Origin of the sequence: Pectobacterium cacticida (assembly GCF_036885195.1) — a bacterium.
Classification (GTDB): Bacteria; Pseudomonadota; Gammaproteobacteria; order Enterobacterales; family Enterobacteriaceae; genus Pectobacterium; species Pectobacterium cacticida.
The window spans coordinates 1,737,676-1,751,354 of record NZ_CP133656.1 but is presented as its reverse complement, the minus strand read 5'-3'; the positions used below and the strand labels follow the sequence as shown (position 1 = coordinate 1,751,354).

The following is a 13,679-nucleotide window of genomic DNA, read 5'->3' as shown; positions in this document are numbered from 1 at the left end:
TCAGTGGCGTGATGATGTTTTACGGTGCTCCACGTTCAGAAACGGGTGCTTTTGCCATGCCGCAGCCAGGCATCGACGAATTCGGGCACCACTACGCTCGCGGGGCCATAAATTTTTTTATCGAACTGGTTTTCAACCTGGCTGGGCTCCAGATTCAACTCAACCGTATAAGCGCCGTGCGCATGCGCCTCATGGACAAAGCCTGCCGCCGGGTACACATGGCCCGAGGTGCCAATCGCAATAAAATAATCGGCCTGCGAGAGCGCAGAATAAATCTCGTCCATGTAGAGCGGCATTTCACCGAACCACACGATATGCGGGCGCAGGAGCGCGGGAAATTGGCAACAGTGGCAGCGTTCACCCGCGGCGAGATCGCCGGTCCATTCAAAAACCTGCCCACTTTGACTACAGCGTATTTTCAGCAGTTCGCCGTGCATATGCAGCACGCGCTGGCTACCGGCGCGTTCATGCAGATTATCGATGTTTTGCGTCACCAGCAAAAAATGGTCTCCCAGCATCGCTTCCAGATTGGCCAATGCCAGGTGCGCGGCATTGGGCACAATTTCCGGCTGCTGTAATTGACGGCGCCGGGCGTTATAAAACGCCTGCACAAGTTCAGGATTACGCTGGAAGCCTTCCGGGGTTGCCACATCTTCAACGCGATGCTCTTCCCACAGGCCATCGGCCGCGCGGAACGTGCGGATGCCCGATTCTGCCGAAATACCGGCGCCGGTCAGAACAACCACGCGCGGTTTTTTCACCTCGCTGGCTGCCAGATAATCACGATGAAAAATGCGTGCGCGAAGACGCTGTTGTCGCATACGCCTCCCCTTATGAAAACGTCCTAATCGTTGCCGCGTGTACATACTTTCTCCAACGTAGTATCCATTAAGTGTAGCAACGCCGCACCGCGGACGCCGCCCGCATCGCCGTGACGCGCTTTTTCTATGCGGGGTAATTGCGCAATAGGTAAAAGTCGCGCAGGAAGACGCGTCGGCAAAATTTGATACATCTCATCAAAATTCGACAGGCCGCCGCCTAGCACAAGCAGATGCGGGTCGAACAGCGTGAGAAGATTACCCAGACAGGCTGCGAGTAAATCCATAAAGCGATCGACAAATGCCAGCGCTCGTTGATCCCCGTTACGATAATGTCGGATGATCGTTACCGCTGGCAGTTCTTCACCATACAGATGCGCAAACAGCCATTCAAAACCACGACCCGAAATATAATTTTCGATACAACCCAATTGACCGCAGCCGCATTTCACCCGGGGAATGTCTACGCCTAGAATATCCAGCGCATCGGACGGCAAGCGAAGATGGCCGATTTCACCGGCGATACCGTTATGTCCATCCACCGGGCGTCCATCCACGATCAGACCGCCGCCCACTCCGGTGCCCAGAATCATGCCTAATACGACGGGGTAGGAACGAAATTCCGCATCCCAGGCCTCGGAGAGGGCAAAACAGGTTGCATCATTATTGATGCGAATGTCGCGCTGCAAACGATGCGACAGATCCGCACGCAACGGTTTTCCCATTGTCGCGGGCAGATTGGCGGTAAACAACGCCCCCTCTTTCCCCGTTGGCATTCCCGGCACGCCGATGCCCACATTACCTGGCATTCCGACCTGCGCATCGGCCTCATGCACGAGATCGATAAGCGTCGTAAGCAGTTCATCATAATGCTCACGCGGCGTTGGCACCCGCTTTTGCCATACCTTGTTCATTTCAGCGTCAAATACACCCAACGCTATTTTCGTCCCACCGATGTCAAAACCGTAGTACATGACCGCTCCTTACCACGTTTATTGCCCGCTCAACACGCGGGCAGGGTCAATGCGGCTGGCGCGCCGCGCCGGATACCAACTCGCTATCAGGCTCAGGAGCAACGATGTGCCTAGCACGATAGCAACATCGCTCAGATGTAATTCCGACGGCAGGAAATCAATAAAGTAGATGTCGCCGGAGAGCAGCTTATGGCCGATCAGCGCTTCAACACCATGAATGATCGGCGTCAATTGCAGCGTGACGACAACGCCACATAGCGTGCCGATAACACTCCCCAACAACCCGGCCAATAGCCCATACCAGATAAAGATAGCGCGAATCAGCCCATCTGACGCGCCCAATGTCCGTAGCACGGCAATATCGCTACGCTTATCTTTCACCGCCATGACGAGCGTTGACACAATATTAAAACAGGCCACGCCGATAACCAGGATCATCGCCAGATACATGATGGTTCTCACCATTTGGATATCCCGATACATATAGCCATAAGTGCCAATCCAACTGCGAATAGAGACATAGGCATTCGTGACGCTACCCGCGTCACGCACCAGTTTATTAGCCGAGAACACATCGTAGGCTTTAATGGCGATCCCCGTCACACTCTGCCCCATGTCCAGATAAGTTTGCGCATCCGTGAGAGGAATCAGTGCCAGACCGTGATCGAGTTGACCGCTGAGCTGCAAAATGCCGCTCACGTGGAGTCGGATGCGTTTCGGCTGCATGAGCTTCATTTCCGGGTCACTATTTGGGATCATGACCGTCACCCAATCCCCTTCGGTAACATGCAGCGCCTTCGCCACGCCCTGGCCAATAATGATCTGTTGCTGACCGGCGCGAAACCGCTGCCAGGCGCCATTAAGAACGTAGTTAGGTAACGCGCTGAGACGTGTCTCCTGCTGGGGGTCGACGCCCTTTATCTGAATCGCCTGGAGCCTCGCGCCATTTTCCAGCAAACCGGTAAAATTGATATAGGGCGCAGCAGCGGCAACACCAGGCACCTGTTCAATTTTCGGTAAGACGGACTGCCAGTCATAAAACGGCTGATTAACCCGTTCGATCTCGCCGTGCGGCACCACGGCGAGAATGCGGTTTTTTAGTTCACGTTCAAAGCCATTCATCGCACTCAAACCGACAATCAACACCGTCACCCCGAGCGCGATCCCCAACGTAGAAATCACCGAAATCAGCGAAACCATGCCGCTACGCCGACGCCCACGGCTAAACCGCAAGCCTATCAGCAACGAGAGCGGAGGAAATGTCATTGCCGCACTCCCATCAGGGTCAGTTCCGGCTGCAACTGACCATCACGCATTTCCAGTTGGCGACTCAGTCGGCCAGCCAGTTGCAGATCGTGCGTCACCACCAGAAACGCTGTGCCCTGCCGCACGTTCAATTCGCCTAACAGTTCGAAGATCGTATCCGCCGTGCGTTGATCGAGATTACCGGTCGGCTCGTCCGCCAACACCAGCGATGGATTGTTAACCAGCGCCCTGGCGATCGCAACACGCTGACGCTCTCCGCCCGACAGTTCCGACGAACGGTGGTGGCTGCGCGCTTCCAGCCCAACGGCCGCCAGCATTTCTCGTGCTTTTTCTCGCGCTTGAGACGCCGAAACCTTGCCGATCAGCAGCGGCATCGCCACATTTTCCAACGCGGTGAAATCCGGCAGCAGGTGGTGGAATTGATAAATAAAACCCAGTTCGCGATTGCGTAACTCCGCTTTTGCCGCCGCCGAGAGCGTGCTCAGTTGCTGTCCTTTAAAAATAACCTCGCCCGATGTCGGCGTATCCAACCCGCCAAGCATATGCAGTAGCGTACTTTTACCGGAACCCGAACTCCCGACGATCGCCATCATTTCTCCCTGGCGCATTTCGAAAGAAACGCCGCGTAACACGTCAGTAGACAACTTGCCGTCCTGATAGCGTTTTGACAGGTTATTACACCGCAATAATGATAAATCACTCATAACGTAAAGCCTCTGCGGGTTGAACGGCGGCCGCGCGCCATGACGGATAAAGTGTCGATAACAGGGCTATCACCATTGCAGAAAGCGCAATAGTGATGACCTGCGTTGGATCGATCGCTACCGGCAATGCCGCGCTATCGAGCAGCACGCCCAATATCGGCATCAGCGTATTTAATTGGCTGGCCAGTAACGTCCCCAGCAAGGCACCCAATAGCGCGCCAACAATGCCAGCGCTGCCCCCCTGTACCATGAACACCGTCATTATCTGACGTTGCGTCAGCCCCTGCGTTTGCAGAATGGCGACTTCCCCCTGTTTTTCCATCACCAGCAAACCCAGCGACGTAATGATATTGAACGCCGCCACGGCCACGATCAGGCTGAGCAACAGCCCCATCATATTTTTCTCCATACGCACGGCCTGAAACAGTTCGCCTTTACGTTCGCGCCAGTCTTTCCAGACCGTGCCTTGCGGCAGCGTTTGCGTGCTTAGCGTATCGACGGAAAGCGGTTTATCTAACCATAAACGCCAGCCGGTAATGACGTTTTCCGGGTAGCGCATTAAGCGAGAAGCATCCTGTTGATTCACCAATAGTTGATAGCTATCCACTTCACTGTTGGCAGCAAAGGTTCCGGCAACGGTGAAAATACGCTGGCTAGGGATACGCCCCATCGGGGTGAGTTGGCTCGCACTCGTCGCCATCATTCGGAGGCGGTCGCCCACATTAACGCCCAGTTGCATCGCCAGTTTTTCGCCCAAAATAACGCGATACTGACCAGGTTGTAATTGTTGCTGCGAAACATTTACCAGATAAGGCGAAAGCGGATCGGGTTCGTCGGGGTTAATTCCCAACATCACACCAACGGCGACGCTGCGGGCACTTTGCAGCACTACATCCCCCGTCGTTAGCGAGGCAATTCGCGTGACGCCGTTCAAAGCGCGTAAAGACGAGGCAGGAATATGGGCCGGGTTTAGTGAACCCTGAGGCGTCGTGATTAGCGCCTGCGGCATCACGCCAAGAATATTATCCTCCAACTCGCGTTCAAAGCCGTTCATCACGGACAGTACGGTAACCAGCGCCATCACGCCTAAGGTGATACCAATGGCGGATAACCAGGAAACAAACCGACCAAAGCGGTCTGATGCGCGCCCGCGCATGTAGCGCAGGCCGATAAATAAAGCGACAGGTTGATACATGAAATCCGTCTGGATAAGGTTGCCAAAGCAAAGTGATCAAGGATAATAAAGGGTAGCACTGCTTTATGGAACCCTAACACCCTCACTCTACGGCTTTTTCTTAACGGCGGCCGGATGCAGAGAGGCGAGATCAGATAACCCAATGATGCCTGAAAATTACCGTTATTCGCTGCCCGCAAAACCCGGTGAGCAGCGCCTGCTTGGCCAGTTAACCGGCGCGGCCTGCGCCGTTGAGTGTGCAGAGATCGTTACACGCCACGCCGGTCTGGTGGTGCTTATCGCACCAGACAGACAAAATGCACTGCGATTGCGCGACGAGATACAGCAGTTTACTGACCAACCTGTCACCACCTTGCCTGATTGGGAAACGTTGCCCTACGATAGCTTTTCCCCGCATCAAGACATTATTTCAACTCGCCTGTCCACGCTCTACCACTTGCCCAACATGACGGGCGGCATTCTCATCCTGCCGGTCAACACACTGATGCAGCGCGTTTGCCCGCACCGTTTTTTGCACGGCCACGCGCTGGTGCTGCAAAAAGGCCAGCATCTCGCGCGCGATACGCTACGTGCGCAGTTGGAGCAGGCGGGCTATCGTAGCGTCGATCAGGTGATGGAGCACGGCGAGTATGCCACGCGCGGCGCACTGTTAGACCTGTATCCCATGGGAAGCGAAGAGCCCTATCGCATCGATTTCTTTGACGACGAGATCGACAGCCTGAGACTATTCGATGTCGATACGCAGCGCACGCTGGCCGAAGTGCCCCGAATCAATCTGCTACCGGCTCACGAATTTCCGACCGATAAAGCCGCCATTGAGCTTTTCCGCAGCCAGTGGCGCGAGCAGTTCGACGTCCGACGCGATGCCGAGCATCTATACCAACAGGTTAGCAAAAGCGTCTGGCCGGCGGGGATCGAGTATTGGCAACCGCTTTTCTTTGCCGAGCCGTTACCGTCACTCTTCAGCTACTTTCCCGACCACACACTGATCGTCAACACGGGCGATATTGAACAGCACGCCGAACGCTTCTGGCAGGATATCCAGCAACGTTTTGAGAGCCGCCGCGTCGATCCTATGCGGCCTTTATTGCCGCCGGAGTCACTATGGTTGCGCGTAGATGGGTTATTTTCGGCGCTGAAAGCGTGGCCACGAGTGCAGTTGAGAACCGACTCGCTGCCAGATAAAGCGGCCAACGTGAATCTGGCATACCAGCCGCTCCCCGCGCTGGCAATCCAGCATCAGCAAAAATCTCCGCTGGATGCGTTACGCCGTTTTGTCGAAACGTTCGACGGCCAGATCATTTTCTCGGTCGAGAGCGAAGGCCGCCGCGAAACGCTGCAAGAATTGCTGGCACGCATCAAAATAAGCCCTACGTCTATCAGTACGCTAGAGCAGGCTCAGACACGCGGGACCTATCTGATTATCGGCGCCAGCGAACACGGTTTTATCGATACACTGCGCCAGCGCGCGTTGATCTGCGAAAGCGATCTGTTGGGCGAACGCGTTAATCGCCGTCGACAGGATAATCGCCGCACGATCAATACCGATACGCTGATTCGTAATCTGGCAGAGTTGCGCCCAGGGCAACCTGTCGTCCATCTCGAACACGGCGTTGGCCGCTATGCCGGGTTAACCACGCTGGAAGCGGGCGGCATTAAGGCCGAATACCTGATTTTGACCTATGCAGGGGAAGACAAGCTCTATGTGCCCGTGTCTTCACTGCATTTGATCAGCCGCTATGCAGGCGGTGCCGATGAGAATGCCCCGCTGCATAAATTAGGGGGTGATGCCTGGTCGCGCGCGCGCCAAAAGGCGGCAGAAAAAGTGCGCGATGTTGCCGCGGAATTGCTGGATATTTATGCCCAGCGCGCGGCGCAAAGCGGGTTTGCCTTTAAGCATGATAAAACGCAGTACCAGCTCTTCTGCGAAAGTTTCCCCTTCGAAACGACCCCCGATCAGGCGCAGGCGATCAATGCCGTCCTGAGCGACATGTGCCAGCCGCTGGCGATGGATCGTCTGGTGTGCGGCGATGTCGGCTTTGGTAAAACCGAAGTCGCGATGCGTGCGGCGTTTCTCGCAGTGGAAAACCATAAGCAGGTAGCCGTTTTGGTGCCGACGACGCTGTTGGCGCAACAACATTTCGACAACTTTCGCGATCGCTTCGCCAACTGGCCGGTGAAGATAGAAATGATTTCACGCTTTCGCAGCGCACGCGAGCAAACGCAAGTGCTGGAGGAGACGCAGGAGGGCAAAGTCGACATTCTCATCGGCACCCATAAGCTGTTACAGAGCGACGTGCGCTGGCGCGATTTAGGGCTGCTGATCGTTGATGAAGAACACCGCTTCGGCGTGCGCCACAAAGAGCGCATTAAAGCGATGCGGGCCAACGTCGATATCCTGACCCTCACCGCTACGCCAATTCCGCGCACGCTGAATATGGCCATGAGCGGCATGCGCGATCTGTCGATTATCGCCACGCCGCCGGCGCGTCGTTTGGCAGTCAAAACCTTTGTGCGGGAATATGATCACCTGGTGGTGCGCGAAGCTATTCTGCGCGAAATTCTGCGCGGCGGGCAGGTGTATTACCTCTATAACGATGTCGAAAATATCGAGAAGGCGACTCAGCGGCTGGCGGAACTGGTGCCAGAAGCCCGCATCGCGATCGGTCATGGACAAATGCGGGAACGTGAACTGGAACGGGTGATGAACGACTTCCATCACCAGCGTTTTAACGTGTTGGTGTGTACCACCATCATCGAAACGGGGATCGATATTCCCAGCGCCAATACCATCATCATCGAACGCGCCGATCACTTCGGGCTAGCTCAGCTTCATCAACTACGCGGGCGTGTCGGCCGCTCACATCATCAGGCATACGCCTACCTGCTAACGCCGAATCCAAAAGCGATGAGTGCCGATGCGCACAAACGTTTGGAAGCGATCGCCTCGCTGGAAGATCTTGGCGCTGGCTTTGCGCTGGCGACGCACGATCTGGAGATTCGCGGAGCGGGTGAACTGCTCGGCGACGATCAGAGCGGTCAGATGACCAGCGTCGGTTTCTCGCTCTATATGGAACTGCTGGAAAGCGCGGTCGACGCGTTAAAGGCGGGACGCGAACCGTCATTGGAAGATCTGATCAACAGCCAGACGGATGTTGAACTGCGTCTGCCCGCGTTGTTGCCTGAGGATTTCATCCCTGACGTGAATACGCGACTGTCGTTATACAAGCGCATCGCCAGCGCCAAAACCGCCGCCGAGCTAGACGAATTAAAGGTTGAGCTGATTGACCGCTTCGGCCTCCTTCCCGATGCCAGCCGCCATCTATTACAGATCGCCGCCCTACGCCAGCAGGCACAAGCGCTGGGTATCCGCCGTATTGAAGGCAACGAGAAAGGGGGTTTTATCGAATTCAGCGAGCAAAACCGCGTCGATCCCTCCCATCTTATCGGTCTGCTACAGCGCGATCCGGGCACCTATCGCCTTGATGGCCCAACCCGTCTGAAATTCATAAAAGATTTGAGCGACCGGCCACAGCGCATCGCATTTATCGGCTCACTGTTGGAGGATATGGCGCAGCATACGCTGGCAGCCTGATGTCACACACGGGAACCCCTGGGTTCCCGTAAAACTGGCGCTGAGCACATGCCTCTTCCTGGCATCCACCTTTACACTCCCCGTGTAACGCAGTAGAGTCGCCACCCTTTTGATGATTCGGGCCGGCGCAGGGACAACGTTAACCTTTTCTGCCAACATTTTCTTAGCATGGAGACTCTCGATGTTTATCGGTTTTGACTACGGTACCGCCAACTGTTCCGTAGCCGTCATGGATGCAGGAACACCACGGCTACTTCCGCTGGAAAAAGGCTCACCCTATCTCCCTTCCCTATTATGTGCGCCCACGCGTGAAGCGGTGAGCGAATGGCTATGGCGACATCATCAGGTCAATGCCGAGGGCGAGAATGCACTATTGCTCAAACGCGCCATCAGCAACAACCGCGAGGAGGATATTCGCGTGCAGCCCGATAGCGTGAAATTTGGGCGCGATGCGTTACGCCACTATATGGATGACCCGGAAGAGACGTGGTTCGTTAAATCACCGAAGTCCTTCCTCGGCGCCGTCGGGTTGAAAGCACAGCAGATTGCGCTATTTGAAGATCTGGTTTGCGCCATGATGCTGCACATCCGTACGCAGGCAGAAAACCACCTTAATCACCCTATTCGTCAGGCCGTTATCGGTCGCCCGATTAACTTTCAAAGCATTGGTGGCGAAGATGCCAACCAACAGGCACAAGGCATTTTAGCGCGGGCCGCACACCGTGCCGGGTTTAACGATATCGCTTTTCAACTTGAACCCGTGGCGGCCGGGCTGGACTTTGAATCCACACTCTCACAAGAAGCACGCGTATTGGTTGTGGATATCGGCGGCGGAACCACCGACTGCTCCATGCTGCTAATGGGCCCGCAGTGGCACAAACAGCACGATCGCGCACAAAGCCTATTGGGACACAGCGGCTGCCGTGTTGGCGGTAACGATCTGGACATCATGTTGGCATTCAAACAGTTGATGCCGCTGCTAGGTATGAATGGCGAAACGGTGAAAGGCATTGCTCTGCCGATCATGACCTGGTGGAATGCGGTCGCCATTAACGATATTCCGGCGCAACAGGCGTTTCATAGCACCGCTAGCCGCGCGTTAATCAATGATATGATCCGCGATGCGCGCCAGCCTGAACGAGTGAAAAGACTGTTGACGGTGTGGCAACAGCGCCTGAGCTATCGTCTGATTCAGCGTGCGGAAGAGAGCAAGATTGCACTCTCTCATCAAGACGTGACAGACGTCGATTTGAATTTTATAGAACCCGGTCTGGCTACGCGCATTCATGTTGACGATCTCAATGCCGCTATCGATAATCCACTCATGCGTATTCAGCAGCAGGTGACGCTGGCGCTAGAAACCAGCCAGACGCCGCCGGATATCATCTATCTGACTGGTGGTAGCGCACGTTCTCCCCTGCTGCGTCAGGCTATTCAACAACTGCTGCCTGATATTCCCCTCACCAGCGGCAACGATTTTGGTTCCGTTACCGCCGGGCTGGCTCGCTGGGCAGAACGCCTGTTTCGTCGTTAAGCGACGCAAGCGTCAGGTCAATTAGCTCTGCGAATGAAGGATTAATTGACCATTGCTGTCTAGCGGAATCTGCGTTCCAGGATCGCGATCCATACGGATTTTCCCCTGTCTATCGTCGATTTTATAGGTGACATCGTAGCCCAGTAGCTTTTGCGATTTATCGTACACCGTCTGGCAGCGCTGCTGCTGTGTCGTATACGTGTCATTTTCCTGCATGCCACTTTGCACACGATTCCCGGTGTATCCGCCAGCCAAGGCTCCCGCGACCGTGGCGATGTCCTTACCGCGTCCGCCGCCAAACTGGTGCCCCAAAACCCCACCAGCAACTGCTCCCAACACCGAGCCGGCGATCTGATTTTCATCCTGTACCGGGCGACGATGCGTCACACTCACGTTACGGCACACTTGTCGGGGCGTTTTAACCGTCTCTTTAATCGGTGTTGCTGCCAGTACCTGCGCAAACCGTGGTTTAGTGGAAAAAACGTCCATGCTCGCCACGGCTGCCACCCCTAATGCCGCCGCCACACCAATACCTACTCCCGCTAACATCGATTTGTTCACCGGATACCTCCTGAATCTGTTATCACGCATGCCCTATCGGCACTCTCGCCCTCTGTAAACATGGGAAAGTCTGCGCAATGTCTTGCCCCCTCACAATCAGACAAGTTACTTAAATGAAGCCATTTCGTTACATAACGCTATCGTTTGGGAATTATCTTACCGATAAGGCGGAGAGCGACATGATAGGCGGAAGGCAGCGCGGGGGAACAAAATGAATACGGGCGTGAGAGCATCGCCACACCCGTATAAGAGAACATCAGAGTAGGAAAATTAATGCAGCTTCAGACGCGGGCGTATCACCCGGTTAATGCCGCCGACCAACATCATCAGACCCGTTTTCACATAACCATGCAGGGCTACCTGGTGCATACGATAGAGGGAGATGTAAACGAAACGCGCAATTCGCCCTTCTACCATCACAGATCCCCGCATCAGGTTGCCCATCAGACTGCCAACGGTGCTGAACTTAGACAATGACACCAATGACCCGTGATCTTTATAGACGTAAGGCTTCAATGTCTGCCCGTTTAGCAACGCGATGATGTTGCTGTGACAGCGTGATGCCATTTGGTGGGCAGCCTGTGCGCGTGGCGGCACAAACCCACCGCCTTCCTGCGGGCAGGAGGCGCAATCGCCAATCGCGAAAATCGCAGCATCGCGCGTCGTCTGCAATGTAGGCTCGACCACCAGTTGGTTAATCCGGTTGGTTTCCAGACCCGCGATCTCTTTCATCGCATCTGGCGCCTTAATGCCCGCCGCCCAAACCATGAGATCGGCATCGATAAACTCGCCGTCCTTGGTATGCAAGCCGCCTTGCTCCGCACTGGTCACCATCGTTTTTGTCAGCACGCGGACGCCGATATTGTTCAGTTCCTGATGGGCGGCGGCAGAAATACGGGGTGGCAACGCCGGCAAAATACGCTCCCCCGCCTCGACCAGAGTCACGTTCAGCGTTTTATTATCTAAGCCATCAAAGCCATAACTATGAAGTTGTTTCACCGCATTGTGCAATTCCGCGGACAGCTCAACCCCTGTCGCCCCGCCGCCCACGATCGCGATATTAACGCGATCTTTTTTATCCTGATTAGCGGTGAATTTCAGGAACAGATTTAGCATTTCATTATGGAATCGGCGGGCTTGTTTCGGGTTATCCAGGAAAATACAGTGATCCTTCACGCCCGGAGTGCCAAAATCATTTGAAGTGCTGCCTAACGCTATCACCAGAATGTCATAGGGAATACGACGTGCCGCCACCAGCACGTCACCCTGCTCATCGCACACTTCAGCCAGTTGAATCTGGCGCTGCTCACGGTCGATATCCGTTAACATGCCGAGTTGGAACTGAAAGTAGTGATTGCGGGCGTGCGCCAGATAGCTCAACGCGTCCATATCGTCGTCCAACGATCCCGTTGCCACTTCATGAAGCAACGGTTTCCATAAGTGGCTGTGGTTACGATCCACTAGCGTAATCGCTGCTTTTTGTTTCCGTCCTAACGCATGACCCAAACTCGTAGCAAGTTCAAGTCCGCCGGCTCCCCCACCGACGATGACAATTTTTTTGATTGGTGATGTCAAAATAACCCCCTAAAATGTGAACCAATAGTTAATAAAGAGTAAAAAATAATATCCTTATATAACATAGGGTTCTCGTAAGTTGAGACTGATATTTGCGGCAAGAATAGCACGTCCGGTTATTTGGTCATACCAAAATTGATATATATCAATTTATTTTATTACGCCGTTTTATCTCTCAAAATTTACATTGTTGTTTCAGTGGATTAGCGGATGCTAGCGTGAAGCTGAATGGTTAGAGAATACACGTTCAGTCGCGATGCGCTGGCGGCCAGGTGTTCCATCCTGGCCGAAGGAAGATAAACCAGCCGCTAACGCGCCACTTTACGGCAGGCCGTCATGCTCCTTACCGAGTCAGATACTGCAGCTATCTATTACCCTCCTTATACGCCTGCCAGCGCTCACTGAGTAAAGTGAGATCTTGGTTTGCCTGCTTCCAGCGCGCGGAATCCAATAATTCCTGACGTGAAAGCGTTCCATGGTGATACAAGCACGCCAACCGATCGACCTGAGTTGGCGATAGGTTATCCAGTACGCTGATAGCACCCTCCCGATTATTGCACACCAGAATCATGTCACACCCTGCCTGTAACGCCGCCTGCGCCCGTTCTGGATAGCTTCCCATCACAGCAGCGCCTCCCATCGAGAGATCGTCGGAGAAAATAATACCGGTAAAACCCAATTCTTCACGCAGCACGGTTTTAAGCCAATAGGGCGACCCGCTGGCCGGATGTGGATCGACCTCGCTATAAATCACATGGGCTGGCATGATCGCATCCAACTGTTGGCGTTGGATGAGTGCTTCATAAATCAGCATATCGCGCGCCCGGATTTCAGCCAGCGGACGTGTGTCCCGCGGCGTCTCCTCATGTGAATCGGCATCAACCGCACCATGGCCGGGAAAGTGTTTACCCGTCGCTTTCATACCCGCACTATGCATGCCGCAAATAAAGCGTTGCGCCAGCGCTAACGCCTTTTCCGGCTGTTCATGAAATGAGCGATCGCCAATCGCTGCACTCTGGTGCCCAATGTCCAGCACCGGGGCAAAGCTGATGTCGATGTCCATCACGATCATTTCTGACGCCATTAGCCAACCCGCCTCTTCCGCCAGTCGATGAGCCTCGGATTCGCTATTTAATGCAGCATATGCCTGTGCGGCGGGTAGGCGGGTAAATCCGTCGCGAAAGCGCTGAACTCGCCCCCCCTCCTGATCGACTGACACGATGAGGCGTTCGCGCGATGCCGAGCGGATTTGGCGCACCAATTCGCGCAACTGCGTCACATCATGAAAATTACGGGTAAACAGAATAACGCCGCCAACCAGCGGATGCTCAAGCACTTCACGATCTTCTGCGTCCAGCTCATAGCTGGCGACATCTAACATTACCGGTCCCATACAAACCTCATTCTTCAGATATGACCACGTGGTCAGTCAATAACCATTACCCAATCCACATAAC

Annotated in this window: 10 protein-coding genes; 2 read left to right on the top strand and 8 right to left on the bottom strand. The window is 54.5% G+C overall.

Translation table 11 applies throughout. The features are described from left to right. Window positions 1-35: 35 nt before the first annotated feature. Genes cobB through lolC form a run of 5 tightly spaced genes read right to left on the bottom strand, consistent with a single transcriptional unit; the run spans window position 36 to window position 4,957 of the window. Window positions 36-866, bottom strand: coding sequence for a Sir2 family NAD+-dependent deacetylase (gene cobB / locus RFN81_RS08250; RefSeq protein WP_264498613.1), 831 nt, complete (start codon window positions 864-866; stop codon window positions 36-38). Continuing rightward, a complete protein-coding gene (gene nagK, locus RFN81_RS08245) occupies window positions 845-1,792 on the bottom strand; it encodes an N-acetylglucosamine kinase (RefSeq protein WP_264498612.1) in 948 nt (315 codons plus the stop codon). The genes cobB and nagK overlap by 22 nt, the downstream gene beginning before the upstream one ends. Before the next feature lie 18 nt (window positions 1,793-1,810). Next, window positions 1,811-3,058, bottom strand: coding sequence for a lipoprotein-releasing ABC transporter permease subunit LolE (gene lolE, locus RFN81_RS08240; RefSeq protein WP_264498611.1), 1,248 nt, complete (start codon window positions 3,056-3,058; stop codon window positions 1,811-1,813). Further along, on the bottom strand, window positions 3,055-3,762 hold the full coding sequence (gene lolD, locus RFN81_RS08235; protein WP_264498610.1) for a lipoprotein-releasing ABC transporter ATP-binding protein LolD: 708 nt from the start codon (window positions 3,760-3,762) through the stop codon (window positions 3,055-3,057). The genes lolE and lolD overlap by 4 nt, the downstream gene beginning before the upstream one ends. Continuing rightward, window positions 3,755-4,957: a lipoprotein-releasing ABC transporter permease subunit LolC gene (gene lolC, locus RFN81_RS08230; RefSeq protein WP_264498609.1), complete on the bottom strand. Its 1,203-nt coding sequence runs from the start codon at window positions 4,955-4,957 to the stop codon at window positions 3,755-3,757. Before lolC ends, lolD begins: the two co-directional genes overlap by 8 nt. 142 nt (window positions 4,958-5,099) lie before the next feature. Between lolC and mfd the strand changes: the two genes are divergently transcribed. Further along, window positions 5,100-8,552, top strand: coding sequence for a transcription-repair coupling factor (gene mfd / locus RFN81_RS08225; RefSeq protein WP_264498608.1), 3,453 nt, complete (start codon window positions 5,100-5,102; stop codon window positions 8,550-8,552). Between the two features lie 181 nt (window positions 8,553-8,733). Next, a complete protein-coding gene (gene yegD, locus RFN81_RS08220) occupies window positions 8,734-10,086 on the top strand; it encodes a molecular chaperone (protein ID WP_264498607.1) in 1,353 nt (450 codons plus the stop codon). Between the two features lie 21 nt (window positions 10,087-10,107). Here yegD and RFN81_RS08215 read toward each other — a convergent pair whose 3' ends face one another. The 3 genes from RFN81_RS08215 to nagZ form a co-directional block, all read right to left on the bottom strand. After that, entirely contained in the window at window positions 10,108-10,647 is a 540-nt protein-coding gene (locus tag RFN81_RS08215; protein WP_264498606.1) for a glycine zipper 2TM domain-containing protein, read from the bottom strand. 270 nt (window positions 10,648-10,917) lie between these two features. Next, the gene (locus RFN81_RS08210; RefSeq protein ID WP_264498605.1) at window positions 10,918-12,222 is read right to left on the bottom strand and encodes an NAD(P)/FAD-dependent oxidoreductase; all 1,305 of its coding nucleotides are present in this window, start codon (window positions 12,220-12,222) and stop codon (window positions 10,918-10,920) included. Window positions 12,223-12,586: 364 nt separating this feature from the next. Then, the gene (gene nagZ / locus RFN81_RS08205) at window positions 12,587-13,615 is read right to left on the bottom strand and encodes a beta-N-acetylhexosaminidase (protein ID WP_264498604.1); all 1,029 of its coding nucleotides are present in this window, start codon (window positions 13,613-13,615) and stop codon (window positions 12,587-12,589) included. Between the last annotated feature and the right edge of the window lie 64 nt (window positions 13,616-13,679).

Coding starts and splice junctions, on each gene's coding strand:
- cobB (WP_264498613.1), bottom strand. CDS start 866: ATGTACACGCGGCAACGATTAGGACGTTTTCATAAGGGGAGGCGTATG.
- lolD (WP_264498610.1), bottom strand. CDS start 3,762: ATGAGTGATTTATCATTATTGCGGTGTAATAACCTGTCAAAACGCTAT.
- yegD (WP_264498607.1), top strand. CDS start 8,734: ATGTTTATCGGTTTTGACTACGGTACCGCCAACTGTTCCGTAGCCGTC.
- nagK (WP_264498612.1), bottom strand. CDS start 1,792: ATGTACTACGGTTTTGACATCGGTGGGACGAAAATAGCGTTGGGTGTA.
- mfd (WP_264498608.1), top strand. CDS start 5,100: ATGATGCCTGAAAATTACCGTTATTCGCTGCCCGCAAAACCCGGTGAG.
- lolC (WP_264498609.1), bottom strand. CDS start 4,957: ATGTATCAACCTGTCGCTTTATTTATCGGCCTGCGCTACATGCGCGGG.
- nagZ (WP_264498604.1), bottom strand. CDS start 13,615: ATGGGACCGGTAATGTTAGATGTCGCCAGCTATGAGCTGGACGCAGAA.
- lolE (WP_264498611.1), bottom strand. CDS start 3,058: ATGACATTTCCTCCGCTCTCGTTGCTGATAGGCTTGCGGTTTAGCCGT.